The 25,358-nt window shown below is 63.7% G+C and carries 26 protein-coding genes; 5 read left to right on the top strand and 21 right to left on the bottom strand.

Features of this window, described 5'->3' with window-relative positions; translation table 11 throughout:
• Positions 1-2 precede the first annotated feature (2 nt).
• The 3 genes from EL191_RS01325 to EL191_RS01315 form a co-directional block, all read right to left on the bottom strand.
• Complete coding sequence (locus EL191_RS01325) at positions 3-1,022, bottom strand: TRAP transporter substrate-binding protein (protein ID WP_013713410.1); 1,020 nt, start codon at positions 1,020-1,022, stop codon at positions 3-5.
• 103 nt (positions 1,023-1,125) lie between these two features.
• A complete protein-coding gene (locus EL191_RS01320) occupies positions 1,126-2,403 on the bottom strand; it encodes a TRAP transporter large permease subunit (protein ID WP_026041926.1) in 1,278 nt (425 codons plus the stop codon).
• Positions 2,404-2,470: 67 nt separating this feature from the next.
• Positions 2,471-2,974, bottom strand: coding sequence for a TRAP transporter small permease (locus tag EL191_RS01315; protein ID WP_041975963.1), 504 nt, complete (start codon positions 2,972-2,974; stop codon positions 2,471-2,473).
• 227 nt (positions 2,975-3,201) lie between these two features.
• Here EL191_RS01315 and EL191_RS01310 point away from each other — a divergent pair, with 227 nt between their 5' ends.
• Positions 3,202-4,737 carry a UxaA family hydrolase gene (locus tag EL191_RS01310; protein ID WP_013713407.1) on the top strand — a complete coding sequence of 512 codons (1,536 nt, stop codon included), beginning with the start codon at positions 3,202-3,204 and terminating at the stop codon, positions 4,735-4,737.
• Between the two features lie 122 nt (positions 4,738-4,859).
• On the opposite strand, the gene EL191_RS01305 is transcribed toward EL191_RS01310, so the two are convergent.
• Complete coding sequence (locus EL191_RS01305) at positions 4,860-5,843, bottom strand: GntR family transcriptional regulator (protein ID WP_013713406.1); 984 nt, start codon at positions 5,841-5,843, stop codon at positions 4,860-4,862.
• A 206-nt stretch (positions 5,844-6,049) separates the two neighbouring features.
• Positions 6,050-7,063, bottom strand: a complete 1,014-nt coding sequence (locus EL191_RS01300) for an AraC family transcriptional regulator (RefSeq protein WP_041769316.1) — start codon at positions 7,061-7,063, stop codon at positions 6,050-6,052.
• Between the two features lie 439 nt (positions 7,064-7,502).
• Here EL191_RS01300 and EL191_RS01295 point away from each other — a divergent pair, with 439 nt between their 5' ends.
• Positions 7,503-8,300, top strand: a complete 798-nt coding sequence (locus tag EL191_RS01295) for an EAL domain-containing protein (protein ID WP_013713404.1) — start codon at positions 7,503-7,505, stop codon at positions 8,298-8,300.
• A gap of 89 nt (positions 8,301-8,389) precedes the next feature.
• The gene (locus EL191_RS01290; RefSeq protein WP_041975961.1) at positions 8,390-10,015 is read left to right on the top strand and encodes a methyl-accepting chemotaxis protein; all 1,626 of its coding nucleotides are present in this window, start codon (positions 8,390-8,392) and stop codon (positions 10,013-10,015) included.
• 9 nt (positions 10,016-10,024) lie between these two features.
• On the opposite strand, the gene EL191_RS01285 is transcribed toward EL191_RS01290, so the two are convergent.
• Complete coding sequence (locus EL191_RS01285; RefSeq protein ID WP_041975959.1) at positions 10,025-10,630, bottom strand: glutathione S-transferase; 606 nt, start codon at positions 10,628-10,630, stop codon at positions 10,025-10,027.
• A gap of 80 nt (positions 10,631-10,710) precedes the next feature.
• On the opposite strand from EL191_RS01285, the gene EL191_RS01280 reads away from it, so the two are divergent.
• Positions 10,711-11,178 (top strand): MarR family winged helix-turn-helix transcriptional regulator, encoded by a 468-nt coding sequence (locus EL191_RS01280; RefSeq protein WP_041975957.1) that lies wholly within the window; start codon positions 10,711-10,713, stop codon positions 11,176-11,178.
• A 6-nt stretch (positions 11,179-11,184) separates the two neighbouring features.
• On the opposite strand, the gene EL191_RS01275 is transcribed toward EL191_RS01280, so the two are convergent.
• Together EL191_RS01275 and EL191_RS01270 are read right to left on the bottom strand one after the other, a co-directional pair.
• Positions 11,185-12,201, bottom strand: coding sequence for a zinc-dependent alcohol dehydrogenase (locus EL191_RS01275; RefSeq protein WP_041975955.1), 1,017 nt, complete (start codon positions 12,199-12,201; stop codon positions 11,185-11,187).
• Positions 12,198-12,650: a PaaI family thioesterase gene (locus EL191_RS01270; RefSeq protein WP_041975953.1), complete on the bottom strand. Its 453-nt coding sequence runs from the start codon at positions 12,648-12,650 to the stop codon at positions 12,198-12,200. Before EL191_RS01270 ends, EL191_RS01275 begins: the two co-directional genes overlap by 4 nt.
• A 219-nt stretch (positions 12,651-12,869) precedes the next feature.
• Between EL191_RS01270 and EL191_RS01265 the strand changes: the two genes are divergently transcribed.
• A complete protein-coding gene (locus tag EL191_RS01265) occupies positions 12,870-13,781 on the top strand; it encodes a LysR family transcriptional regulator (RefSeq protein WP_041975951.1) in 912 nt (303 codons plus the stop codon).
• 83 nt (positions 13,782-13,864) lie between these two features.
• Here the strand turns inward: EL191_RS01265 and madM are convergent, their stop codons facing one another.
• From madM to flgL, 13 genes are all read right to left on the bottom strand, one after another.
• Entirely contained in the window at positions 13,865-14,629 is a 765-nt protein-coding gene (gene madM / locus EL191_RS01260; protein ID WP_041975949.1) for a malonate transporter subunit MadM, read from the bottom strand.
• Between the two features lie 5 nt (positions 14,630-14,634).
• Positions 14,635-15,036, bottom strand: coding sequence for a malonate transporter subunit MadL (gene madL, locus EL191_RS01255; protein WP_013713396.1), 402 nt, complete (start codon positions 15,034-15,036; stop codon positions 14,635-14,637).
• Between the two features lie 62 nt (positions 15,037-15,098).
• Complete coding sequence (mdcH, locus tag EL191_RS01250; protein WP_041975947.1) at positions 15,099-16,025, bottom strand: malonate decarboxylase subunit epsilon; 927 nt, start codon at positions 16,023-16,025, stop codon at positions 15,099-15,101.
• Entirely contained in the window at positions 16,022-16,654 is a 633-nt protein-coding gene (locus tag EL191_RS01245; protein WP_041975945.1) for a malonate decarboxylase holo-ACP synthase, read from the bottom strand. The genes mdcH and EL191_RS01245 overlap by 4 nt, the downstream gene beginning before the upstream one ends.
• A 9-nt stretch (positions 16,655-16,663) precedes the next feature.
• Positions 16,664-17,470, bottom strand: a complete 807-nt coding sequence (gene mdcE, locus EL191_RS01240) for a biotin-independent malonate decarboxylase subunit gamma (RefSeq protein WP_017361160.1) — start codon at positions 17,468-17,470, stop codon at positions 16,664-16,666.
• Positions 17,471-17,472: 2 nt separating this feature from the next.
• Positions 17,473-18,324, bottom strand: a complete 852-nt coding sequence (locus EL191_RS01235) for a biotin-independent malonate decarboxylase subunit beta (protein WP_041975943.1) — start codon at positions 18,322-18,324, stop codon at positions 17,473-17,475.
• Positions 18,317-18,616 carry a malonate decarboxylase subunit delta gene (locus EL191_RS01230; RefSeq protein WP_013713391.1) on the bottom strand — a complete coding sequence of 100 codons (300 nt, stop codon included), beginning with the start codon at positions 18,614-18,616 and terminating at the stop codon, positions 18,317-18,319. The genes EL191_RS01235 and EL191_RS01230 overlap by 8 nt, the downstream gene beginning before the upstream one ends.
• A 1-nt stretch (position 18,617) precedes the next feature.
• Positions 18,618-19,496: a triphosphoribosyl-dephospho-CoA synthase gene (locus EL191_RS01225; RefSeq protein ID WP_041975941.1), complete on the bottom strand. Its 879-nt coding sequence runs from the start codon at positions 19,494-19,496 to the stop codon at positions 18,618-18,620.
• A complete protein-coding gene (gene mdcA, locus EL191_RS01220) occupies positions 19,496-21,163 on the bottom strand; it encodes a malonate decarboxylase subunit alpha (protein ID WP_041975939.1) in 1,668 nt (555 codons plus the stop codon). Before mdcA ends, EL191_RS01225 begins: the two co-directional genes overlap by 1 nt.
• Before the next feature lie 105 nt (positions 21,164-21,268).
• Positions 21,269-22,240 carry a GGDEF domain-containing protein gene (locus EL191_RS01215; protein WP_041975937.1) on the bottom strand — a complete coding sequence of 324 codons (972 nt, stop codon included), beginning with the start codon at positions 22,238-22,240 and terminating at the stop codon, positions 21,269-21,271.
• 78 nt (positions 22,241-22,318) lie between these two features.
• The gene (locus EL191_RS01210; protein ID WP_013713387.1) at positions 22,319-23,101 is read right to left on the bottom strand and encodes a type IV pili methyl-accepting chemotaxis transducer N-terminal domain-containing protein; all 783 of its coding nucleotides are present in this window, start codon (positions 23,099-23,101) and stop codon (positions 22,319-22,321) included.
• A gap of 296 nt (positions 23,102-23,397) precedes the next feature.
• Positions 23,398-24,429 (bottom strand): hypothetical protein, encoded by a 1,032-nt coding sequence (locus EL191_RS01205; protein ID WP_013713386.1) that lies wholly within the window; start codon positions 24,427-24,429, stop codon positions 23,398-23,400.
• 9 nt (positions 24,430-24,438) lie between these two features.
• Positions 24,439-25,356 (bottom strand): flagellar hook-associated protein FlgL, encoded by a 918-nt coding sequence (gene flgL, locus EL191_RS01200; protein WP_013713385.1) that lies wholly within the window; start codon positions 25,354-25,356, stop codon positions 24,439-24,441.
• Positions 25,357-25,358 lie beyond the last annotated feature (2 nt).

Genomic DNA, 25,358 nt, shown 5'->3' with positions numbered 1-25,358 from the left:
GATTACTGGGCGTTGCGGACCTTGGCGATCTCGGCATTCATTTCGGCCATCAGCTCAGGGCCATACTCGGCCACCAGCTTCTCGACGGTGGGACGCACCTGCTCACGCATGCGCTCGATCTCCGCCGGAGCGACCTCGTTGATCTGCATGCCGTGCTTGGCCAGCGCTTCGCGCGAACTCACGGCCATCTCGCGGGACACCTTGCGCTCGTATGCCTGGGCCTCCAGCGAGGCGCTGCGTACCAACTCACGCTCGGTCTCGTTGAGCTTGTCCCAGGTGCGCTTGCTGAAGATCGCCACCAGCGGATCGTAGAAGTGGCCGGTCAGCGACAGGTACTTCTGCACTTCGTAGAACTTCGAGGTCTCGATCGCCGCCAGCGGGTTTTCCTGGCCATCCACGGTGCGGGTTTCCATCGCGGTGTACAGCTCGGTGAACGACAGCGGTACCACGCTGGCGCCCAGCGCGCGGAAAGACTCGATGGCGGTAGGGATCTGCTGCAGGCGCAGTTTCAGGCCCTTGAGGTCCTCGACCTTCTCGACCGGATGCTTGCTGTTGGTGACGTGGCGGAAGCCATGGTCCCAGTAGCCCAGACCGATGATGCCGTGCGGCTCCAGGGTGGTGAGCAGGTTCTGCCCGGCCGGACCATCGAGCACCGCATCGACTTCTTCGGTGTCCTGGAACAGGAACGGCAGGCCATACAGGGCAAAGCCCTTCTCGATGCCGGACAGCAGGCCCGGGGTGACCAGCGTCATGTCGACCGTGCCGCCCTGTACAGAGGAAATCACCTGAGCATCACCACCCAGGGTGCCGCTGGCGAACACCATCACCTTCATCTTGCCGCCGCTCTTTTCCTTGATGATCTCGGCGAACTTCTGCGCGCCCAAGCCATGCGGGTGGTCCTTGGCCTGCACGAAGGCGATCTTGAAGTTGTGACGGTTGATTTCCTCGGCGTGCACCGCCGCCGACAGCAGCATCGCGGATGAGCACAGCAGTGCAGTCAGCGCTTTGGGGATGAATTTCATGACTATGTCCTCTTGTTTTTATGTGTGCCGTTGCCGGCATGGATGTGGGCGGAAGAAGCCCTGGGTAGCGGCCGTCAGGGAACGGCCGATACGCAATCTGGGGTCAGTACAGCCACTGCGCAGGGACCAGCAGTAGCTGCGGGAACAGCAGCAGCAGGCCGATGATCACCAGCTCTGCCAGCAGGAACGGCAACACGCCGCGCGCCGTGGCCAGGAAGTCGATCTTGGAAACGCCGGCCACCACGTTCAGCACCAGGCCGACTGGCGGGGTGATGAGGCCGATGGCGCAGGTCATGACGAAGATCACGCCGAAGTACACCGGATCGATGCCCGCCTCGACCGCAACCGGCATCATCACCGGCGCCAGGATCAGGATGATCGGCGACATGTCCATGGCCATGCCGATCACCACGATGATCGCCACGATCAGCAGCATCAGCAGGCGCGGGCTGTCCATCAGCGGCTCCAGCACCTCGACCACCGAGCTCGGCAGGTCGGCGACCGTGATCATCCAGGCCGCGACCATCGCCGAGGCCACCAGGAACATCACCATCGAGGTGGTCAGCACCGAGGACAGCAGCACCTGGTACATGCTCTTCCAGGTCAGCTCGCGATAGATCGCCAGCGATACGAACAGCGCATACACAGCTGCCACCACACCGGCCTCGGTCGGGGTGAAGATGCCGGCACGCAGCCCGACCAGAATGATCACCGGCAGCAGCAGCGCCCATACGCCTTCATAGAAGGCCTTGAGGATCTCCTTCAGCGGCGCGCGCGGGCGGGTGATCAGGGTTTCGCGATTCGAGACCAGGTACCAGGCGACGCACAGCGACAGCCCCATCATCAGACCCGGCGCGATACCGGCCAGGAACAGCTTGGTGATCGAGACGTTGGCGGCCACGCCGAACAGGATCAGGCCGATGGACGGCGGCAACACCGGTGCGATGATCCCCGAAGCGGCTACCAGGCCGGCCGAAGTGGCGCGGTCATGTCCGACCTTGACCATCATCGGCACCAGCAGCGCGGCCAGCGCAGCCGCATCGGCGGCAGCCGAACCGGACAGGCTGGCCAGCACACAGGCCGCCAGGATGGTCACGTAACCGAGGCCACCCTTGATGTGCCCGACCAGCGCCACAGCCATGTTGACGATGCGTTTGGACAGGCCGCCGGCGTTCATCAGCTCGCCAGCCAGCATGAAGAAGGGCACAGCCATCAGTGGAAAGCTGTCCGCTCCGTTGACCAGCCCCTGGGCGACGATCTGCGCATCGAACAGGTCCAGGTGATACATCATGGCCAGTGCACAGAGGATCAGCGCATAGGAAATCGGTACGCCAATCGCCATGGCGCCCAGCAGGGAAAATACGAAAATCGCGATGATGATCATCTCATCACTCCGTTCTTGTTATATGGAGCGCACCGCCCGTGGCAGGTGCAGGCCAGCGGGCGTATTACTGATGAATCTCGGTGGCGATTTCCGGACGATGGATTTCACCGCCCATGGCCAACCGCGCGATCTCGTAGATGTGAATGGCGCAGGCCGACAAACCGAAGAACACGCCCGTGCCGTAGAACAGGCCCATCGACCAGCCGGTGACCGGCGACGGCATGCTCCAGTTGATCTGCACCTGCTGCCAGCTGCCCCAGAAGAACAACCCCGAACAGGCCAGCATCAGCAACTGCGAAAGGATCAGGCAGCCTCTCTCGCCCCAGCTCGGCAGGGCTCGCAGGGCCAGATCGACGCCCATGTGGCCACGTTCGCGCAGCAGGATCACCGCGCCCAGAAAAGTCAGCCAGACGAAGGCCCAGCGCGAGACTTCCTCGGACACCAGGATGCTGTCGTTAAAGGCGTAGCGCAGCACGACGTTGCCGAATACCAGCACCACCATGGTGATCAGGCAGATGATTCCGAGCACCTTGAGCAGGGTGAAGTAACCCTCGATGAGCTTATGCATGACGCGCGCCCCAGCGACGGAAGGCGGGGAAAACTGGACAGGGAAACGGCTGATTGCCGACGTGCCCCGAGAGATGGCAACGGTCCATCAGGAAGGCCTCACATTGTTGTTTTTGTGGCTGCCGAGCAGCTGTGTGGCAATGACACTAACACCGTAAATTATTGCGTGCAATGTTCATTTTTGTCAGTATCTTGGCCAGACGATCACAACAACAACGAGAACGCGCCATGCAACTCATCACCAATAGCCCGACCGTGGTTATCCTCAGCGATCAAGATTCCGTGGCCGTCGCACGCCGCGCCCTGGCTCGCGGCAGTCGTGTCGAGAGCCTTGGCCTGGAGGCCCAGGACGACATCCCCGCCGGGCACAAGATTGCCCGCCGCGCCATCGCCGCCGGCGAAGCCGTGCTCAAGTACGGTCAGGTCATCGGCCTGGCCAGCCAGGCCATCGCCGCCGGCGCCCACGTACATACCCACAACGTGTCGATGCCGGAAAGCCACACCAACAGCACGCTGCCGCCCCCTATCGCTCGCACCCCGGTACTGCCGCCGGAGCAGCGTCGCCGCTTCATGGGCTACCGCCGCCCGGATGGCCGCGTCGGCACGCGCAACTACATCGGCATCCTGTCCACGGTGAACTGCTCGGCAACCGTGTCGCGCGCAGTCGCTGCGCACTTCAACGGCTCGGAGTTGCTCAAGCGCTACAACATCGACGGCGTGGTGGCGCTGACGCATGGCAGCGGCTGTGCGATCAATACCGAATCGGAGGGCTTCAAGTTTCTCGAGCGCAGCATCTGGGGCTACGCCTGCAACCCGAATATCGCCGGCGCCCTGGTGATCGGCCTGGGTTGCGAGACCAACCAGATTTCCTCGCTGATGAAGCGCTACAACATCAGCGAAGGGCCGAACTTCCGCGTTTTCAATATCCAGAACGCCGGCGGCACCCGCGCCAGCATCCAGCGCGCCATCGAGCAGGTGACCGACATGCTGGAAGCCATCGGCCGCCTGGAGCGCACCTCGGAGAGCGTCGAACACATCATGGTCGGCATGCAGTGCGGCGGTTCCGACGGCTACTCGGGCATCACGGCCAACCCGGCGCTCGGCTACGCCGCCGACCTGTTGGCCCGCAACGGCGGCACTGCGATCCTAAGCGAAACCCCGGAAATCTATGGCGCCGAGCACCTGCTGATCGCCCGCGCAATCAGTCATGAGGTCGCGCAGAAACTGCTCGACCGCCTGAGCTGGTGGGAGCACTACACGCAGATCAACGGCGCCGAGCTGAACAACAACCCCTCGCCCGGCAACAAGGCCGGCGGCCTGACCACCATTCTGGAGAAATCCCTGGGCGCTGCGGCCAAGGGTGGTACCAGCTCGCTCAACGGCGTGTATGAGTGGGGTGAACCGATCACCGAGCGCGGCTTCGTGTTCATGGACAGCCCCGGCTACGACCCGGTCTCGGTCACTGGCCAGGTAGCCTCCGGTGCCAACATGATCTGCTTCACCACCGGGCGTGGCTCGGTGTCCGGCTTCAAGCCCGCACCGTGCATCAAGCTGGCGACCAACACCGAGATGTATCGCAAGCTGGAAGAGGACATGGACATCAACTGCGGTGGCATCGTCGATGGCGAGCTGAGCATCGCCGAAGCCGGGCAGAAGATCTTCGACATCCTCATCGAAATCGCCTCGGGCGAGCCGTCCAAGAGCGAGCTGTACAACTACGGTGACAACGAGTTCGTACCCTGGCAGGTGGGCGCGGTGACCTGATGATCAGGCGCTGAAGGAATGAAAAACGGCCGGTTAATCCCGGCCGTTTTCGTCTCGATGGGCAGGCGCCAGCGGAGCACGCCCAACGGTAGGGTGCGCCGCGCGCACCAAGACCAGACAGCCTAAGCCTCGATCCGCTCCAGATAAGGCACGGCCTGGATGACGTTCTGCTCGCGGAATTGCGCCAGGCGTTGCTTGACCTTGCGCTCGGCGATCACCAGGTGCGCCTCCATGCTCTGCGCTGCCAGATCAGGGCGACCAGCCTGCAGATTCTCGAAAATGCTCAGGTGCTCGCGAAAGAAGGGTTCCTCATCCGGGAAGTAGCTCTTGTCGAGCAGGATGTGCTTACCCGAGAGCAACAGCGAATGGGTACGACGCAGAATCTGCAGCATCTGCCGGTTGGGGCAGCGGCCCAGGGTCTCGATGTGCAAATCGCTTTCCAGGTCATCGAACTGGCGACTGTCCATGTCAGGGTACAGCGCCATCGCCTGATGCAGGCGCGCGATATAGCCTTCCAGTTGCTCGGCCTCCAGGAATTCCGCAGCCCTCATCAACACATACGGCTCCAGGCGGCGGCGCACTTCGTACAGCTCGCCGAGACGCTCCTCGTCCCACTGGCCGAGCTGCCAGCGCGAGCGCTCGTCGCGCTCGACCAGGCCCATCAACGACAGGCGTGTGAGCACCTGGCTGGAGACCGTGCGGCTGATGCCGTAATGGCGTGACAACTCCAGCTCATTGATGCGGTAGGTGCCGAACAGCGACTGATGCAGCAGGTCGCGCTCGATCTGGTCATAGACCGCCTTCCAGCTTTCGGTCTTGCGCGGGGCTTGCGCCTCATCCGTTGCCAGTTGGAAGTCGGCGGCCTCCAGCTTGCGCCGCAGCACCTCGCCAGGCTCGGCACCGACCAGATACCCACGGCCATCGAAGGTGCAGATCAAACCGGCCTGGTGCAGATTGACCAGCGCCTGGCGCACGGGTGACCGGCTGACGCCGAACAGCTCCGCCAAGGGTCCCTCCAGCAACAAGGTGCCGGCTTTCAGTCGCTTGCTCTTGATGCTCGTCGCGATGATTTCGAATAGCTGATCGTTGAGGTGCTTTTTCATCATTATTGTTTTCGAACTGGTCACCTTGTCGGCGTTACGGGCACTCGTCCTGCGGCTCCATGGGTATGCGCGCAGTCCAATTATGACTTTGCGCGCAATGTACCTTAACACCGCCCTTCCATGGCCGGAAAAGACCACTGGAGTGTAATGGCTTGTCCGAGTCGTGAGCGAAACCTCATAGCAGAAAGGACCACGAGGTAAGCAAAAAATCAGGAAGTCGCTCCGCCATCACCATGCATCAATCGGTACTGATTGGGTGAAATACCGAACCAGCGTACGCAGGCCTTGTGGAAACTGCTCTGATCGCGAAAGCCCAGTTGCGCCGAAATGTACTTGAGGCTGCGCGTGGTGTTGCGCAGAAAGCTCGCGGCCTGTCGTTGACGCGCCTGGTCGAGCAGCAAGGTGAAGTTGGCCTCGTCACGAACCAGGCCATGTTGCAGGCTGCGCCGACTCATGCCGAGCAGGTCGGCCACGTCGCTCAGGCCAGGGCTGACACCCTGGCTCAGTTGCTCCGCGAGTATGCGCCGCACCCGCGCTTCCAACGAACCATCTACCTGTTCGCTCATTTGCGCCTGGGCGTATTCAACGTGCAACGTATGCAACGCGGCGGCAGCGGTGGGCAATTCGATCGCGCCGGCCTCCAGGCCGAATGTCATGCAATTGCGCCGCGCGGAAAAGCACAGATTTTCACCGAACAGTCGGTGCAACTGTCGGGTGTCCTGCGGCTCCGGATAGGTCAGTTCAAGCCGCTGCGGCATCGGCTTCTGAAAGGGCGCGAGCCAATGCACGATGGCCAAGACCAACGCGGCCCCTGCGTCGATGAACGCACGTGGCGCACGCTGGGCAACGGTAGAGTTCTCCACGCCCACCAACTCGAGGCGGTCGGCATAGCGCTCCAGAAACATGTGCGAGCCATCGCTGGTCATCGGGTGATAGTCAGCCAGGCGCTGCAACGCCTGGGCCAGCGTTGGGCTGGACATCAGGACATAGCTTTTCACACCAAGCACGCTCGGATGAAAGTGCTGATAGGCGCGCAGGCCGATATCCACATCACCGCTTTCACTGACCAAGGTCTCCAGCAGCCGGTAGACCTGTATGACCCGTACCGGCCCACCCTCGGCAAGCATCTGATCCAACCCTGAAAGATGCCTGCCGAAACGGCAGCCGTCGCTTGAAAATGCCTTGGCCATGATCTGAAAGCAGGCATTTGTAATCGTATGCATCTCATATTCCAAACATTAACTAATTCGCTTATTCCAGATACCACGCAATAAATAGGACGGCTCCCGGGACATACGAATGGTACCCGAGAACACTTCTCACAACATAAAACGGATGGGAGGATATGACTGGCGGGGTGCCGGCACTTTCAAATGCCCTTATAAAAACCGGGACATTCATCTCCCGATAAAAACCGTTTCGTCAGCAAGACGTTTTTTCATCCCGCCCCATGCTGTGATCAATATAAGGCTGCTGGCGAATGCTCTGACATTTGCCTGATTGCCACTGTCTGACGCCGCGGTACCAATAAATACTCGATAACGACTGCACTGCCGACTTCTGGCGGTGCTTGTGTATTTGTTTTTATTGCCAGCGCCCACCTAAGGGACAAAGAAAGATGCCTAACCCATGGAACCCCGACACCGCCTGGAAGGCCATCGCATGAACACTCAAGAGCCATACCTACGCTCTGCTACCAACGACCCACTGAACGACCTGCAGCGCGCGCATATGTTCTATGACGAACTGCAGCGCGGACGCTTTCACCTGGCGTTCCAGCCTGTCGTTGCCACGAATGAACCGGGGCGGGTGCTCTATCGCGAAAGCCTGCTGCGCCATGACGGCGACGGCCTTGGCTTCAATCCCTTTCCACTGCTGGAACGTCTGCACGTCATACGCCCACTGGATCACCGGGTGATCGGCAGGGTGATGGTGCTGTTGCGAGACAACCCGAGCCTGACCCTGGGCTGCAATATTTCCGCACTCAGCACCGTACTGGATGCGGACTGGGACCAGATGCTCGACTACCTGACGGCCGACCGCAGCCTGGCCGGACGCCTGATCATCGAAATCACCGAGAGCGCCGTACCGCCAAGTACCCGCGGCGCGGTGGATCTGGTCCACCGCCTGCGCCATGCCGGCTGCCGGGTCGCTGTCGATGACTTCGGCTCGGGCTTCGGCACCCTGGCATTCATCCAGCAAAGCCAGCCAGACATCATCAAGATCGACCAGAGCTATATACAGCGCGCGCGCGATAGTGCCACCGGTGAAAAAACCCTCAAATATCTGCTCGAACTGTGCAAGACCCTAGCGCCCTGCGTAATCGTCGAAGGCATCGAAACTTCCACCGACCTGCAATTGGCCGCCAGCCAGGGAAGTACCTGGGTGCAAGGTTATTTCTTCGGGCGACCAACCTGTGAACTTGAGCATCTTCAAGGTTCCTCGCGAATAACCAACTAGCCATTACTCAACGCACATTTAAATCTGATCGCTTAATCAACTTTTAAGTAACCCACCGCATTAATCCGCTGCGGGTAAACGAGGTAGTCATGTTATTGAGAAAGATGAAAATCGGTTGGCGCGCGGCGACAAGCTTTGCCGTATTGGGGCTACTGGTATTGCTTCTGGGCTGGATCACCCTGGCGCAAATGTCGCGCATGGACGACATGTCCGACGCGGTCGAAGCCAAATGGTTTCCTTCCGTGCTGGCCCTGGATGAAATGAACCTGAGCGCCGCCCGAATCCGTGCGCTCACCTTGCGCATTCACATCACCCAGGATACGCAGAGCCGCAGCACCGACCTGGCCTCTTTGGATCAGGCCAAGAGCGACCTGATACGTGTCGAACAAACCTATGTGCAGTTCATCGACTCCCCTGAGGAGCAGATGGCCTACGATGCGTTCCGCAGTAGCCTGGAACGCTACCTGGCCAGCCAGGGCGAAGTGATGGAGGCGATTCTGGCCGGCAACGATGCCCAGGTCAGGCAACTGGTCGGTGGCACACTGAGCGAGACGGCCGATGCACTGACCGCAGCGATGCGGGCACTGATGCAGCTCAACAAGACCGGTGCAGAAAAAGCCTCGGCGCAGAGTGAAGACGCGTATGTGAGCGCCAAGTACATCGTGCAGGCCGCCGTCGCCGTGGCCGTACTGCTCACGATCATCCTCGCCCTGCTGTTCACTCGCAGCGTCGTCATTCCCCTGGGCAAAGCTGTTGGCCTGGCCGAGGACATTGCAGGCGGCGACCTCAGCCAGGACGTCAGCGACGATGGCCACGACGAGCCTGCGCAACTGCTGGCGGCACTCGCCACCATGCGGCGTAGCCTGCGCGACACCATCCAGCAGATCGCCGACTCGTCCAGCCAACTGGCTTCTGCCTCCGAAGAACTGCATGCCGTGACCGAGGACAGTACACGCGGCCTGCACCAGCAGAACAACGAGATCGAACAGGCCGCCACCGCAGTCAACCAGATGACCGCCGCGGTGGAAGAAGTCGCGCGCAACGCCGTCAGCACATCCGAGGCATCGCGCGAGACCGACCATACCGCCCGCCAAGGCCGGAATCAGGTGGGGCAAACGGTGGAATCAATCGGCCTGCTGACGCAAGACATCTCCACCACCAGCGAAGAGGTCCGCCGCTTGGCCGACAATGTGCGCAACATTGGGCAGGTGGTAACCGTTATCCGCGCCATTGCCGAACAAACCAACCTGCTGGCGCTCAACGCCGCCATCGAGGCCGCGCGGGCCGGCGAGCAGGGCCGTGGCTTCGCCGTAGTGGCCGACGAAGTACGCGCGCTTGCCCACCGCACCCAACAATCGACCGGCGAGGTCGAGCAGATGATCGAGCTGATTCAGAGAGAGACCGAACAGGCCGTGCAGGCGATGGATACCAGCATGCAGCGTGCTGGCTCGACGCTCGACCTGGCTCAGTCCGCCGGACAAGCGCTGGAAGAAATCACCCAGTCCATCAGCGCGATCAACGAACGCAATCTGGTGATCGCCAGCGCCTCGGAGCAACAGGCGCAGGTGGCTCGCGAGGTGGATCGCAACCTGGTCAACATCCGCGACCTGTCGTTGCAAAGCTCGGCCGGCGCCGATCAGACCACTGCCGCCAGCCAGGAGCTGTCGCAGTTGGCCATCGGCCTCAACCACTTGGTAACGCGCTTTCGCCTCTGAACCGATGACTCACACCGGCGCGCTGGCCTGCATCGAGGCGCGCTGGGCGAAGGCCTGGTGGAAAGCGGCCAGGCCCGGATGCGCAGCGCGCCAGTCGAGATCGGCAAAGCGGAAATCCAGATAGCCCAGGGCGCAGGCGACGCCAATCTGCGCCAGATCGAGCGGCCCCTGAAGGTGGTCGACCTGGCGCTCCAGCTCCGCCAGTGCCCGCTGGATCTTGCCCAACTGCCCCTCCAGCCAGGCCGTCCATTGCAGCTCGGCCGGGCGCGCAGCGCGCTCGTAACGCGCCAACAGCGCAGCATCCATTAGGCCATCGGCCAGCGCGGCCATACGTAACACAGGCCAGCGCGCAGCACCGTCCGGCAGCAGCTTTGGGCCCTGATGCTGGGTGTCGAGGTATTCGCAGATCACCCGGCTGTCATACAACGCCTCGCCAGCGTCGGTCAGCAGCACCGGAATCTTGCCCAGCGGGTTGAGCGCGTTGACCTGCTCGTTCAGCGTGGTCGGCAGCACAGCGGTATCGAGCAGCTCGATGCGCTCCAGCAGGCCGGTTTCCGCAGCCAGTACGCGTACCTTGCGGGCGAAGGGTGAGGCAGCGGCGTAGATCAGTTGCATGCGCGTGTTCCTGTGTCGTGTTGTGATGAAGCGGGTGGAGGCCTTAGGCTGTGGGCCACCTAAAGCGGCGTGAATATCTCATGGTCATCGAAAAAAAGATCAATACGGCGTCTGTGAGCCTGAAATCGCTGGATCCGCTCGACCATAGCCTCGAGCTGTTGCACTTCGGCTTCCGTGGCCTGACGGTGGCGGCCGACCACTTTCTCGAAGCGCGCGGGCTGTCCCGCGTGCACCACCGCATTCTGTATGTGATCGCCCGCGCCGACGCAATCAGCATCGGCGAACTGGCCACGACTCTGGGCGTCAGCAACCAGGCGCTGCATCGCCCACTCTCGCATCTGTTTGAACAGGCGCTGGTGCAGTACACCCGCGAACCAGGTCGGCATCGCTTCAAGCTGCTGGCCCTGAGCGAGACAGGCACGGCGCTGGAGGCCGAAGCCACCGAGCTGGAGCGGCGCACCCTGCGCGAGGCACTGGCCACCACCGACACGGATGGCCAGGAGGCATGGCGCCGAGTGATGCTGGCGCTGGCCGAACAGCTCAATTGAGCACGCTCAAGTGATACGCTCGCGCACCACGATGCACTTGGTCAGCGGCTGAATCAGCGCCTGTGGCGCGTCCTCCCAACCCACCACCTGCGGGTTGACCAGCAGCGGATCGCAGCAGCCGCTGTGCACCAGATCCAGCACCTTGGGGATGTGCTGCTGCACGCTGCAGGCACCAACCGAGAAGGTGACGTCGCGCAGGTACATGTCGAACAGCGGAATCTTCGGATCATCGAAGATGATGCCAATGCACGAGCAATGTCCGCCGGGCGCCAGCGCCAGCAGCCCACGGCGCAGCGCCTGATGATCGCGAGTGGCAGAGATCACCAGGTCATAGCTGCGGTCGAGATCACGCCCCGCCAGGTCGACACCGGCGCCACTGCGCGCGGCAAGCTGCTGGCGCAGCGGATGCTCGTCGAGGTAGTCCACGCTGCCCGCACCGGCCGCCCGTGCCATCTGCACGGCGAGCACGCCGAGGCTTTCCGTGCCGCCGACCACCAATACCCGGGCACCCTGGCGTGTAGCCAGCGGCCGGCTGGCGGCCACCCAGGCATCGGTAAGGTTGTCACTGGCACTCGAGACCGCCACGGGATCGAGCCCCGCCGGCAATGGCACCAGCATGGAGTCGGCGAATGGCACCAGCACCATTTCCGAGAACAGACCGCCCCAGTGCCCGCCTGCCGGTACGCCATAGGCGGCCATGCGCGGTACCGCCGTACAGGCGCTGGAACGCCCGACCAAGCATTGGGCACAGCTGCCGCAGGCGATCTTCCAGGGCACCGAAACCAGGTCGCCACGGCTCAGGTTACGCACCGCGGAGCCCACTTCCAGCACCTCGGCCACGCATTCGTGCCCCAGCGCGAAGGGCGGCTTGAACGGGGTGGTACCAGCGATCAGGCGACGATCCAGATCACAGGAGGCCGAGGCGATGGGCCTGACCAGCGCACTAGCCGCGGTAGCAAGTTGTGGATCGGGCGCCTCGACCCAGGCCAGTTGGCCAGGACCCTGAACCATGAGCTCCTTCATGCCTTGGCCACTCCGATGACGAAGGTGGTAGTGGCCTTGGCGCACAACTTGCCCTGCGCGTCGACGATCTGCGCATCACAGATCGCCAGGCTGCGGGTGCGCTCGACCACCCAGCCGCGTACCTGATAGACCTCGCCGGGGCGCAGGGGACGCACGTACTTGACGTTGAGATCCACCGTCGAGTGCGGCACGTCCGCCTCCAGGGTGGAGAACAGCGCCAGCGCCGCGGCGCCGTCCAGGCAGGTGGCCGCGAAACCGCCATGTACGGCCCCGGCTGGGTTGAGATGGCGCTGATCCGGACGCCCCTCCAGGGTGATGCTGCCCGCCTCCACCTGCACTGCATGGATGCCCATGGTCTCGCCGATGGAAGGCGCCGGCAGTTCGCCGCGAATCAGGGCTTGCAGAGCCTTCAGGCCGGAGGTCGCGGGTAGCGAGGCAAAATCGTTCATGGCGGTACTCCTCAAACAGGAAAGGCGCAGGCATTGACCTGTACCGATGCAAGACTGCCCGTACGGTAGCCCCTGCTCACCAATCACATCAACACTATTGAAATGACAAACAAAGGGGCATTCCAGACATTGCCATCTGCAACCAAAGTCGCACCTACCGATCACCGCTGCCCCACACGGATACGGCACAATCGCCTATCGCTGGATAAGGACAGGCCCATGCTGATCGATGAAGAACTGACTCTGAAAAAGCTGGAGGTCTTTCTCGCCTTCATGCGCAGCGGCAACCTGGCGCGTGCCGCCAGCGAGCTGCAGACCAGCAACGTCAGTGTGCACCGCGCCATCCATTCGCTGGAAAGCGCGCTGCGCTGCCCGCTGTTCAAGCACGAAGGGCGCAACCTGATCCCGCTAGAGAGCGCCTACGTGCTGGAAGAAAAGGCGCAGAAGCTGATCCAGGACGCCCAGGAGATGGTGCGTCTGACCCGCGAAGCGGCGGGTTTCGGCGCCGAGCGTTTCAAACTCGGTGCGCTCTACTCGCTGACCGTGAAGACCGTGCCGCAACTGATCATGGGCCTAAAGCTGCGCCGTAGCGAGCTGAACATCGACCTGGTGCTCGGCTCCAACGTCGACCTGCTATACAAGCTGAAGAACATGGAGCTGGACGCCATCCTGATCGCCCTCGACGACAGCGTCAGCGACCCGGATTGCGAACAGCTGGCGCTGTTCTCCGATGACATTTTTCTCGCCACTCCGAATGACTCGCCCTTCGCCGACCACGCAGAGGTGGACCTGGCCGATCTGCGCGATTCGACCTTCATCACCCTGACCCAGGGCTACGCCACCTTCCGTGACGGCGAGCGGGTGTTCCAGCAGGCCGGTTTCGAGCCCAAGGTGGCGATGCAGGTGAAGGACATCTTCACCCTGCTCAGCATGGTCAGCTCCGGCGTCGGTTATGCCCTGCTGCCGGGGCGCGTGGCGGCGGTATACGAAAACCGGGTGAAGCTGATTCCGCTGCAGCCCAAGTACCACCTGCAGCAGCATATCGGCGTGGTCTTTCTCAAGGCCAAGGAGCGCGACCCCAACCTGCTGGCGCTGCTGGCCGAGTGTCGGATGTATAGCCGGCAATCGTAGTCGCCAGCGTCGCCGCTGAAGCGCCTGCCACAGGGCAGCGCGTTCAGCTTGAATAAAAAGCCCGCCATGACGGCGGGCAAAGGTCAGCCTAGAAGGCCTCGCATCAGAAAGTAGAGCAGCGATGGGCCGAGCAGGCAGCCCAGTGCGGTGTAGAACGCCGCGGTGAGGCAACCGTATGGCACCAGCTTGGGATCGGTTGCCGCCAGGCCTCCGGCCACGCCGCTGGAGGTGCCCATCAGACCGCCGAAGATCACCGCGCTGCGCGGATTGTTCAGACCGATATAGGGCGCGATGAAGGGCGTCGCCACCATCACCAGAATCGCCTTGATCAGACCAGCGGCAATCGACAGGGCCATCACGTCGGAGCTCGCGCCGATCGCTGCGCCAGTCACCGGTCCGACGATATAGGTCACCGCGCCGGTGCCGATGGTGGTCAGGCTGACCACGTCGGTGTAGCCGAACGCCATGGCCACTCCGACACCCGCCACGAAAGAGGCGAAGACGCCGACAAACAGCGCCAGCACCCCGGCGAGACCGGCACGCTTGAGTTCTTCGGTACTGACCCCAAAACCGGTGGCGACGATGGCGAAGTCACGCAGCATGGCACCACCGAGCAGGCCGATGCCGGCGAACAGCGGAATATCCACCAGGCCTTTCTGGCCGCCGGTGTAGGCGCCACCGATATAGGACAGCAGCAGGCCGAGCAGGATGGCGATGGCCGAGCCGTGCAGGCGGCCCTTGGTGAACTTGTCGGAAATCCAGTACGACACCCACATGGTGATGCCGACGATGGCGAAGCCGCTGAGCAGGCCGTAGCCGGTAATGACCTTCATCAAAGATTCGTACATGGCAATCACCGTGGCGCTTTGTTCAGGGAGGGGGCAACGTCGGTTTCAGGCTGCTTTTGCCCGATGCGGCTCAGTGCGGGGACCAGCGCAAAACCGATAGCGACGGCAGCGGTGCCAGCGAGAATCGCCATCGGGCCGCCTTTGAGGGCGCCGTAGACGTTCTGCTGGGCGGCCATGGCGACCACGATGGGAATGTAGATGGCGCTCCAGAACTCCACGCCCTGCTCCGACTTGCCGGTGAACAGGCCGCGCTTGTTCAGGTAACTGCCGAGGAAGATCAGCAGCATCATGGCGATACCGACACCCCCGACGTTGGCGGGCACGCCGATGAGTTTGCCTAGCAGTTCACCGATGAAGATGCCTGCCAGGGTGCAAAACGCCAGGAAGGCGACACCGTAGATGATCATTGTTGTTGTCCTCGTCTTACGTATCGAAGTTGTTGTTTTTGTGCTTCGGTAAACGCTACGGCTCAGCGGTCGCGGCTTACCTCCTGACGCAACATGGCGTCGAGTGTATCCAGACGGGCACCGCTGAAGGCGATGGCTTGACCCGCGTCGAAGACACGCCGGGCGAGGCCGGTCAGTACGCTGCCTGGAGGCAGTTCCAGGTGCAGGCGCACGCCACGCTCATAAGCGGTGACGAGCGTGGCCTGCCAGTCGACGACGCGGCTCATGTTCATGGCCAGGTCATCACGCAGGGTTCCGGGGTCACGGATCAGGCGCGCCGAGCTGCTGCTCAGGTAGCGCACCTGCGGCGTGCGCATCTCGACCTTGGCGAACGCAGCAGCCAGCTCGCGAGCCGGTGTATCGAGCAACTCGCAGTGCGACGGCACGCTCATCGCCAGGCGCCTGGCACAACCGGCACCCTGCGCCCGGGCGCGTTCGGCCACCTTGGCCATGGCAGCATCGCTACCAGCGATCACCAGTTGGGTTTCGGCATTGATATTGGCCAGGTACACCGGACCCTCGGCGTCGGCCAGCAGGCGCTCGACGCTGTCCTGGTCAAGGCCGAGGATGGCGGTCATGCCGTAGCCATCGGGATAGGCGCGCTGCATCAGCTCGCCACGCAAGGCGACCAGGCGCACGGCGTCGGCGAAGTCCAGCGCGCCGGCCACCACGGCAGCGGCATAGGCACCGATGGAAAGCCCGGCGACCATATCCGGACGATGGCCGCGCTCGCTCAGCACACGCGCCGCCGCTACGCCGGCGATCAGCAGGCAGAGCTGCACGGCACGGGTGTTTTGCAACGCTTCGGCCGAATCCAGCAGGCGCACATCTTCACCCAAGGCAACGCTCGCCTGCTCGATACAGGTCTGCACCACTGGCGCGTCAGGCAAAGCCTGCAGCATGCCGGGCTGCTGCGCGCCCTGGCCGGGGAAGGCCCACAGCGCGCTCATGCTGCCACCTGCTGCAACTGCCACGGGTCGCTGACCAGCAGCGGGCCGTTCTGGGTTTTCAGCAGAACGCGCGGCGCCTCGCTGGCCCATTCGCGTAGCGCCACGGCGCCATGCGGCGTTTCCAATTGCAGATCGATACGCACCGGCGCCTCGTCCAACAGTCGGCACAGAGTGCGCGCCCAATCGCGCGGCAGGTGGCGCGGCGCACGCAGAGACAGATCGAGATCGCTGTCTGGATGCGCGGCGCTGATGCCGCTGGCCAGCTCGAAGCCCAGGCTGCCGGTCACGCCCCAGGCCAGGCCTAAGGCATCGAGACGCGGTGCCAATAGACTCAGGGCGCGCAATGCCGGCCAGTGTGGCTGCGCATGACTGCGCCAGCGCCCGGCGCGGGCGACTGCCTGTGGGGTGACCAGACGGCTGATCTCGCTCAGGCGCATCCAGGTGGCGTAACGCTGCTCACGAGCGGCGCCACGAATACCCACCGCGACCCAGCCGGACTCGGCCGGCGCACGGCGCACCACCACCGGCACATGCCCGCCCAGGGCGGCACGGGCCCAGGCCGGCGCCTCCTGTGGCAGTTGCTCGGGACGCAGGCCCCAGAGCAGATCATGTGGACGGGGGGTATGCATGCTCGGCTCCTACCACTGCGCACGCAGCAGTTCGCGCACCTGTGTGGATGCCGCGCGGTTGGCGGCGCCCAGGCGGTTACGCAGATCGCGCGGGCTGGCGGCGATATCGCTCAGGGCGCGTCCCAATGCATCCTGCACGCAGGCCAGATCGGAAGCCGTCGGCTGCGTCACCTGCTCCACGTCGAGCACCTCCGACAGCAGACCAAGCGAGGCGTAGTTGTCGAGGTCGTAGGCCATCGGTGGCACGCTGGCGGCCAGCGTCTCCAGCTCGTCGACGCTGCGCAGGGTGATGCGCGCGGCGGCGGCCTTGCCCATGGCGTGCACCATCACCCCGGCGTCATGCAGGGCTATCAGGCGGTTGGCCTGGTAGCCATGGGCGAGGAAGGCGCCGGACATGGCCTTGCCCACCAGCAGACCGATCACCGCATGGCCGGCCAGGCGGGCACGGGCATAGGCGTCCACCGCGCCGGCCAGAGCCTGATGAATACCGTAGGCTTCCTCGCGGCGCCCGTAGGCCTGGCTCGGCACGTCGACAATGGCGATCAGCGCGCGCTTGTGCGCCTGGTCGCGATCCGCCTCGATGGCTTCATCCACGGCCTGCGCCAACCCCCAACCTTCGAGCAAGCCGACCTCGCCGCTACGGGCGCGGGGGAAGGGATTGTTGGCATCGGCGATCACCGCCAGATAGCGCACCGCCTGGCCGGCCAGTTCGCCATCGGCCACGCGTAGCGAGGCCGGCAGTCCGGGGATCGACTGAGCATTGCCGGCCAAGGCGTTGAACCAGTGCAGGCCGCGTTTTTCCTGTGCAGTTGTCATGTTCATGCTCCCTGGTAGGCGTTGCGCACGGCAGCGGCATCAGCCTGGATCGAGGTGTCGACGTCACGCAGGCGCTCAAGGAACCAGGCATGGCGACGGCTGCGCTCAAGCTCAGGTTTGCCCTTGGCGAACAGCCCATGCAGCTCGCTGCGAATGGCCTCAACGTCATCACTCACGTAGCCGTCGACCAGGCTGCTGGCGTGACGCTGCTCGCCGCCGGTCAGGCTCCAGATAAAGGGGCGGTCGCGCGAGTCGTATTCATCGATCCCGGCTTCCTGCTCGATCACCTGCGGGCCGTTGAGCCCCAGGCGCGCCTCGCGGGTCACCAGCAGGTAGCTGCACAACCCGGCGGCGATGGACATGCCGCCAAAGCAGCCAACTGGACCAGCAACCAGGCCGATTACCGGCTGATACTGGCGCAGCTCGACGATGGCAGCCTGGATCTCGGCGATGGCCGCCAGGCCCAGGTTGGCTTCCTGCAGGCGCACGCCGCCGGTTTCCAGCAGCAGCACGGCGCGGGTCGGCGTGCCGTTACGGTTGTCTTCGGCCGAGAGTTCCAAGGCGCCGGCAATCTTCGCCCCGCCCACTTCGCCAAGGCTGCCGCCCTGGAAAGCACCTTCGATGGCGATCACCACCGCTGGCTGGCCATCGATCAGCCCCTTGGCCACCACCACGCCGTCATCGGCCTGGGGCACGATGCCCTGCTTGGGCAGCCAGGGCGACATCAGCCGGGCAAAGGGGTCGAGCAGCTCGCGGAAGCTGCCGCCATCGAGCAATGCGCGGGCCCGCTCGCGGGCACCGAGTTCGGTAAAGCTGCGCTGCGCCAGCAGGCGTTGGATATTCTGCTCAGCCATGGTTGAGTTCCTCCAGGCCCTGTTCCAGGCGCAGGCGCACCACGCCGGGCGTGGCGCCGAAATCATGAATCGCGATGTTCAGTGCAGGCAGTTGCTGCTCGCGAAACATGCGCTCGAACAAAAGCTGCCAGCGCGACGCACTGCCATTGACCGAGGTGACCACTTCGATCGCCAGGGTGCCGGCCTGACCGGGTTCGAACAGCACTTCCAGGTCGCCGGAACCGACGCAACCCACCAGCGCGCGACCCTGGGCCGGTTGCCCGGCGGGGAATTGAAAAGACAGGGTTTCCATTTCACAGACTCCCAAGCTGCGCCGGCAGGCCATGCTGCAGGCGGTCGAGGAACAGGGTGGCGGCGAGCAGATCGGCAGCGCCGCCAGGCGAGGCGCGCAGGCGCAGCATGTCGCGTTCGAGTTCGCGCAAATGGCGACGGCCGTCGAGGCTGGCGCAGCCGCCGGCGGCGAGCACCGCGCGGGCACCGCTCTGCATGCTGACCAGCCCGGCCATGCCGGCGCGGTAGAGTACGCAGGTGTCGGCCAATTGGGTCATGATCGCCAGCAGCGCATCGAGGCGAGCGTTCTGCTCGCCTGCCCCGGCGGCGCGGCTGCGCGCCAGTTGCGGCAGCGCCTGCTGGATCACCGCCGGGAAGCCCAACTGCGCTTCCTCGCGGGCGCCATGCACGCCGTACAGACGGCAAACCTGAGCACCATGGCTGTCGCCCGTCACGGGTACAGCGCGGTCATTGAGCAGAGCCAGGCGTGCGGCGCGCAGCGCGACCTGTTCTGGTGCCAACTCGCGGGGTTCGAGTGCGGCAGCAGCACTGAGCAGACCCAGCGCCCAGATCGCACCGCGATGGGTGTTGACGCCGCCAGTGACGCGCAGCATCTCCACCTCACCTTCACGACCAATGCGGCCGACGTCCTCACGCAATGCCAGGTCGATAGCGCCGCGTTGCTGGGCGGCCTCGGCCATGGCCTTGAAGCTGGGCCACAACGCCAGCGCCGAGGCATGCATCAGACCCAGGTGCAGGTCGGTGTGCGCGCCGCTGCCACGACGGTCGACCAGGCCCGGCTTGGGCGACAGGTCGGCCTCGTCGATCAGCGCATCGACGGCCAGGTCGGCCAGCCAATCGCTGAGCGAAAGCTGGGGCTGAATTGCAGTCAGTGCATTCATCACCAGCTCCTGAATTTGGCAGGCGGGTTGTACAGGCCGCCCGACCACTCGACCAGTTCGGCGATGCTCTTGGCCGCGAGCAGTTCGCGGGTCGCGTCGGTACGGCGGATGCCGAGGTCTTCGGGGAGGGCGATCAGCCCTTCGCGGCGCATGCGTGCGGTTTCTTTCGGGTCGTGGCGCAGGCCAATGGCGGTGACGCCGGCCACTGCGGCGATCATCGCCTGGCGCTCTTCCAGGGTGCGCGCCTTGTACAGGTAGGCGATGCCTTCCTCGGTGAGCAGGTGGGTGACGTCATCGCCGTAAATCATGATCGGCGCCAGCGGCATGCCGGCTTTCTTCGCCACCTCGACGGCATCGAGCTGCTCGACGAAGGTGGGTTTGCCGCCCTCCTGGAAGGTCTCGACCATCTGCACCACCAGCTTCTTGCCGCGTTCGAGCAGGGTCACCGGTCCTTCGCCGCCCGGCGTCGCCATGTCCAGCCAAGCGGGCGTGCTATGGCGGCGGCCACGCGGGTCGTGGCCCATGTTCGGTGCACCGCCGAAGCCGGCCAGGCGGCCACGGGTAACCGTCGAAGAATGACCATCACCATCCACTTGCAAGGTAGCGCCGATAAACAGGTCCACCGCGTACTGCCCGGCCAGCTGGCACATCATGCGATTGGAGCGCATCGAGCCGTCGCGGCCGGTGAAGAACACGTCCGGGCGCTGGGCGATATAGTTCTCCATGCCCAGCTCGGTGCCGAAGCAGTGCACGCTTTCCACCCAGCCGGTCTCGATGGCCGGGATCAGCGTCGGGTGCGGGTTGAGCGTCCAGTTGCGGCAGATCTTGCCCTTCAGGCCCAGCGATTCGCCGTAGGTCGGCAGGATCAGCTCGATGGCGGCGGTGTTGAAACCGATGCCATGGTTGAGCGACTGCACGTTATGTTTTTCGTAGATGCCGCGGATCGCCATCATCGCCATCAGCACGTGCACCGGCTTGATATGGCGCGGGTCGCGGGTGAACAGCGGCTCGATGTAGAAGGGCTTGTCCGCCACCACCACGAAGTCGACCCAGGACGCGGGGATGTCCACACGGGGCAGCTCGTCGACGATCTCGTTGACCTGGAAGATCACGATGCCGTCGGAAAACGCGGTGGGCTCGACCAGCGCCGGGGTGTCCTCGGTGCTCGGCCCGGTGTAGATATTGCCGTGGCGGTCGGCCTGAAAACCCGCGACCAGGGCGACGTTGGGAATCAGATCCACCAGCAGGCGCGAGTAGAGTTCGATATAGGTGTGGATGGCGCCGACTTCCATCTGCCCGTCTTCGAGCAGTTGGCCGATGCGCAGGCTCTGCGGCCCAGCGAAGGAGAAGTCGAGCTTACGGGCGATGCCACGTTCGAACAGATCGAGATGCTCGGCACGGCTGACGCTGGGCATGATCATGTGCAGATCGTGCAGGCGACCGGGATCGGCCTTGGCCAGCGAGCGGGAGAGAAAGTCCGCCTGCTTCTGGTTGTTGCCTTCGAGCACCACGCGGTCGCCAGGGGCGATCAGCGCCTCAAGGGCCGCGACGATCTTGTCGCTGGGCAACACCACGCCATCGGCGAGGTTGCGCACCTGATCGAGTCGCCGGGCTTTTTCAGCGCGACGACGCGACCACTGCGGCGGTGGGGATATTGTTGTTGTCATTGAGGACTCCACGAGTTCCGCTGTCGTGGAGGCACATTAGGAGCGTGACCCTCGGGTCATCAATCAAGCAGGCGGAGCAATCGTTACGCTTGGGTTAACGATTGCTCAAGCTCGGGCATCAGCGGCACCATCCAGAGTCGAGCGAGCGGGCGCCTTGGCCACTTCCAAGCGGTCACGGCCGCGTTGCTTGGCCTGGTAGAGCAGCTTGTCGACGCTGTTGAGGAAGTCCAGCGGGCGGTCGTGGGCACCCGGCACGATAGTGCCCACGCCGAGGCTGATGGTAAGCATGGACGACACCGACGAGCGCTCATGGGGAATGCGCTGCTGACGCACCTGCTGGCGGCAGCGCTCGGCGATATGACGAGCGGCGGCCTCGTCGGTCTCCGGCAACACCAGCACGAACTCCTCGCCACCGAAGCGACCGACGAAATCCCGTGGCCGGCTGGCCGCGCGGCTCAGCGCCTGGCCGACGCTCTTCAAGCAATCATCGCCCTGGACGTGGCCATAATGGTCGTTGAACTGCTTGAAGTGATCGATATCCAGCAGGATCAGCGACAGCGGCTGCTGGGTACGCTGGGCATTGGCCCATTCGGTGGCCAACACGCTGTCGAACATGCGCCGGTTGGCGACGCCGGTGAGGCCGTCCTTGTAGGAGTACTCTTCGAGCTGCTTCTGCAGGGTCAGCAGTTGCTCCTCGGTCTTCTTGCGCTCGCTGATGTCGAACATGAAGCCGATCAGCGAATCCACCTCGCCGTTGTCGTCGCGCACCACATGCACCACGTCGCGAATCCATACGTAGTCACCGGCGGCGGTCAGTGCGCGGTAGTCGGCCTCATGATCGACGCCGTTCTGCGACTGCGAGATGCAGAACTCCACCACCCTGTCGCGATCATCCGGGTGCATGCGCGTCGCCCAGTCTTCGGCGCTGACCCAACTGGCCTGCGACCAACCCAGCAGGCTCTCGATCTGCGGGCCGATGTAGGCGAAGGTCATGGTCTTCCAGTCGATCTTCCAAGGAATCGCCCGGGTGGACTCCAGAAGAGTCTTGTAAACCGCCTGATCAGTTGCTTCGCTCATGCCCGCCACCTCTGCCCGACTAGCGCTTGGTTATAGCGCAAAAGCAGGCGGCCGAGGAGGCAGACTGGCGAACGGCTATCAGGCCTCTTTGGCCTGCAGGCCGGCGTACAGACGGGTCAGCTCGTTGAGCTGGCGGAACAGCGAGTCGGTGCTGACGGTGATCACGGTCGGCACGAAGTCCTGCGAGGCGTGCAGGTCGATGCCCTTGAGGGTGAAGCCCCAGTGGGCGCGGGCGCGACGCTGGGTGTTGGCGATTTCCTCGTTCGGCGTGCCGCGGGCTTCCAGCTCCTTGAGGATGGTCTCGAAATCGCTCACGGCCTTGTCCAGCTTGGCGTCCAGGTCCGGCGCAGGCACACGCCAGGACTTGGCCATGTAGAGCATGGCGATGCGCTGGGTCTGCACGCGCGCCCAGCCGGTGTGGTGCACGGAGGCGCCCATGGCGCCCAGATGCTGACCCATCAGGTCACTGACGTGCTGCGTCTGCTGCAGCAGCTCCTCGCTGGTGGCGAGCATTTCCGCGGCCTTGGCGTGATCCGGCTTGGCTTCGACCTGCTGGCGATGAACAGCCCAGGTGGCGTCGACCTTGGCCAGCGCAGCCTTGATCTCGGCAGTGGGTGCGTAACCAGCCAGGGCCTTCTGGCTGGCATCGAAACGTTCGATGGTTTCCTTGAGCTGACGCTGGGCCACATCTACACGCACGTCGGCACCGAGCATCAGGTAGTTCTTGGCCATGCGCTGGGTCAGCGAGCGCTGCAGGCCGGCCATGTTCATGGCTTCGGAATCGCTCAACTGCGCCAGGCTGGGCATGCTCACCAGCGCGGTGCAGGCGAGCAGAATGACAGACAGGTACTTCTTCAACACGTCGGTACTCCAATTCGAGGACGAGGCAATGCACCGCAGGCGAGCGCCGGCAGTGATGGGTGAACCCTTGAATGCGGGGTTTTTATTGGAATGCGAGGGGGCAGTTTCGACGGGCGCACGGCCCAGATGCTGCGGAAAGGGCGCGATGATAGCTGTTAAAACGCCATCATTCTGTGCGACTGGTCATGAAGCGGACGACTGGTCGTGCTTGTCTGCCGCGTTCGGATAAAAAAGCCGCCAGTCGCCATGAAACAAGGGGGAAGCGACTGACGGCTGAGGAATCGATATTCCGCCGATCAGGACAACAGGCTGACCACGCTGGAGCGGCTGATGTTGGCCTGGGCGACGACGGTCTGGGTTACCGCGGCATAGCTGCTGGGGCTGCGACGCATCAGGTTGAACACTTCGCCGGCAAAATCCCGCGCCCACTCGCGCTCGTTCTGCTCGGCATGCCGAGCTAGAAACTCGCGGATTTCATCCTGGCGATGGCTGAGCTGCTCACGCAACGAGCCGATCTTGTCCAACGCCGCCACCACCTCATCCAGGGCCCGGCGCAGTTCACGGGCACCGTCCAGGCGGGCGGCGTCGGGCAGGCGCAGCAACTGGTCTTCCTGGCTGACCACAGGCGCTGCGGCCTTGGCCGCCAGCTTGCCTTCGCCCTGCACACGCAGCTCGCCCTTGAGCTGCTGCCACTCGCTTTCGCGGGCGCTGAACTTGAGCGCTCCACCGCTATCCACTTCTGCGCGAATGCCGGCCGGACCTAGGCCAGCATTGAAACGACGCAGGATCTGCTGTTCGCTGAGCCCTTCGTCGAGCACCACGGCCAGTGGCTCGGCCAGTTTGCGCCCGGCGCTGAACAGCAGGGTTTCCTTGCCGGCCTGTTGCACGCTGGCGATCGAATCCAGGCCCTGCAGGCTGAAACGACTGCGCACCGGCTCGTTGAGGCGCAGTTTGAAGCCGGCATCCAGCGCCTCGCCGGAGCGCTGGCCGCGCTCGTCCAGCAACTTGCGCACCTGCTCCAGTTCGCGCTTGAGGCCTTCGCGTTCACCGGCCTGGGCATTGCTCAACTCACGACTGAGGCTGAGCTTGAGCTGGCCGAGGCGCCCGGCCAGTTCGCCCAGGTAGCTGTCGGCGGCCTGCATCGAGGTCAGTTGCTGGTTGAGCTGCAGGTTGAAGGTGGCGCTCTTGCCGCGTGGCTGCGCCGTCTGCTCGGCAGCGGGCGCCTGCTTGCGCTGGCGTTGCACGGCCTGCTCGCCCTGCACCGGGCGCCGCGCCTGCGGATCGAGCGCGGTGACGACCGGCAGCTGTGTATCGACCTTGATCACCAATGCCACTCCTTACAGCAGGCTGAACAGCGACATCTGGTTGATCTTCAGGTAGGTCTTCTGCGTCGCCCCCAGGGCCAGTTGGTAGTCGTTGAGGTCGATCGTGGCGCTGGCATAGTCGAGGCGCGACAGTTCGCCCTCGATCTTCTGGTTGACCAGCGAGACGTCCTCGTTGCTGTCGGTCAGCAGGGTCAGGGCGTTCTGCCGACCACCAAGCTCGGTGATCGAGCCCATCACGCGACCATGCGCCTCATCCAGGGCACCCAGGGTGTCGACGATCTGCTGCCGTACGGCCGGGTCGGTGGCGTCCAGGGCCGGGTCCTGCAAGGTGTTGATCAGGCCACGCAGCTCGTTGAGCACGCCCACCCCCGCGCCGAAAATGCTGGCGGCGGTGACGTTCTCGTCAACCAGCACGCCGTTGGCCACGGCGGCCTGACGGTGCTTGTCGTTGCCGGTGACGCTGTAGGTCTGGGTCGCGGTGTCGAAAGCCAGCGCCGGGGTGTCGCTGAGGGTCCCGGAGAACAGATAGCGGCCTTCCTCGTCGCGCACGTTGGCGAAGCTGAAGATGGTGTCCTCGATGATCGACAGCTCGCCGGCCATGGCGGACAGGTCCTCGCTGGTATTGGAACCGTTGGCCGCCCACAGCAGCAGGTCACGCACATTGAGCATGGCGTCGGAGGTCGACTTGAGATTGGCCTCCTGGGTCGACAGGCTGCCGGAGACGTTGGCGATGTTCTTGCGGAACTGTTCCAGGCTCGATTCTTCACGCTGAACGCGCAGCACGCGGACGCTGGCGATGGGGTCGTCGGAGGGCAGCAGGAGGCGTTTGTTGGTGGCCATCTGCTGCATCAGCTTGCCCAACTCGGCGGAACTGGCGTTCATCGAGTTGTGCATCATCGAGGTGATCTGCGAGTTGGTGATGCGCATCATGG

Origin of the sequence: Pseudomonas mendocina, from assembly GCF_900636545.1 — a bacterium.
Lineage (GTDB): Bacteria > Pseudomonadota > Gammaproteobacteria > Pseudomonadales > Pseudomonadaceae > Aquipseudomonas > Aquipseudomonas mendocina.
Note: the sequence above shows the minus strand (reverse complement) of the source record. Positions and strands in the feature narration are given on the sequence as shown.

Coding starts and splice junctions, on each gene's coding strand:
- EL191_RS01325 (WP_013713410.1), bottom strand. CDS start 1,022: ATGAAATTCATCCCCAAAGCGCTGACTGCACTGCTGTGCTCATCCGCG.
- EL191_RS01315 (WP_041975963.1), bottom strand. CDS start 2,974: ATGCATAAGCTCATCGAGGGTTACTTCACCCTGCTCAAGGTGCTCGGA.
- EL191_RS01310 (WP_013713407.1), top strand. CDS start 3,202: ATGCAACTCATCACCAATAGCCCGACCGTGGTTATCCTCAGCGATCAA.
- EL191_RS01305 (WP_013713406.1), bottom strand. CDS start 5,843: ATGATGAAAAAGCACCTCAACGATCAGCTATTCGAAATCATCGCGACG.
- EL191_RS01300 (WP_041769316.1), bottom strand. CDS start 7,063: ATGCATACGATTACAAATGCCTGCTTTCAGATCATGGCCAAGGCATTT.
- EL191_RS01295 (WP_013713404.1), top strand. CDS start 7,503: ATGAACACTCAAGAGCCATACCTACGCTCTGCTACCAACGACCCACTG.
- EL191_RS01290 (WP_041975961.1), top strand. CDS start 8,390: ATGTTATTGAGAAAGATGAAAATCGGTTGGCGCGCGGCGACAAGCTTT.
- EL191_RS01285 (WP_041975959.1), bottom strand. CDS start 10,630: ATGCAACTGATCTACGCCGCTGCCTCACCCTTCGCCCGCAAGGTACGC.
- EL191_RS01280 (WP_041975957.1), top strand. CDS start 10,711: ATGGTCATCGAAAAAAAGATCAATACGGCGTCTGTGAGCCTGAAATCG.
- EL191_RS01275 (WP_041975955.1), bottom strand. CDS start 12,201: ATGAAGGAGCTCATGGTTCAGGGTCCTGGCCAACTGGCCTGGGTCGAG.
- EL191_RS01270 (WP_041975953.1), bottom strand. CDS start 12,650: ATGAACGATTTTGCCTCGCTACCCGCGACCTCCGGCCTGAAGGCTCTG.
- EL191_RS01265 (WP_041975951.1), top strand. CDS start 12,870: ATGCTGATCGATGAAGAACTGACTCTGAAAAAGCTGGAGGTCTTTCTC.
- madM (WP_041975949.1), bottom strand. CDS start 14,629: ATGTACGAATCTTTGATGAAGGTCATTACCGGCTACGGCCTGCTCAGC.
- madL (WP_013713396.1), bottom strand. CDS start 15,036: ATGATCATCTACGGTGTCGCCTTCCTGGCGTTTTGCACCCTGGCAGGC.
- mdcH (WP_041975947.1), bottom strand. CDS start 16,025: ATGAGCGCGCTGTGGGCCTTCCCCGGCCAGGGCGCGCAGCAGCCCGGC.
- EL191_RS01245 (WP_041975945.1), bottom strand. CDS start 16,654: ATGCATACCCCCCGTCCACATGATCTGCTCTGGGGCCTGCGTCCCGAG.
- mdcE (WP_017361160.1), bottom strand. CDS start 17,470: ATGACAACTGCACAGGAAAAACGCGGCCTGCACTGGTTCAACGCCTTG.
- EL191_RS01235 (WP_041975943.1), bottom strand. CDS start 18,324: ATGGCTGAGCAGAATATCCAACGCCTGCTGGCGCAGCGCAGCTTTACC.
- EL191_RS01230 (WP_013713391.1), bottom strand. CDS start 18,616: ATGGAAACCCTGTCTTTTCAATTCCCCGCCGGGCAACCGGCCCAGGGT.
- EL191_RS01225 (WP_041975941.1), bottom strand. CDS start 19,496: ATGAATGCACTGACTGCAATTCAGCCCCAGCTTTCGCTCAGCGATTGG.
- mdcA (WP_041975939.1), bottom strand. CDS start 21,163: ATGACAACAACAATATCCCCACCGCCGCAGTGGTCGCGTCGTCGCGCT.
- EL191_RS01215 (WP_041975937.1), bottom strand. CDS start 22,240: ATGAGCGAAGCAACTGATCAGGCGGTTTACAAGACTCTTCTGGAGTCC.
- flgL (WP_013713385.1), bottom strand. CDS start 25,356: ATGATGCGCATCACCAACTCGCAGATCACCTCGATGATGCACAACTCG.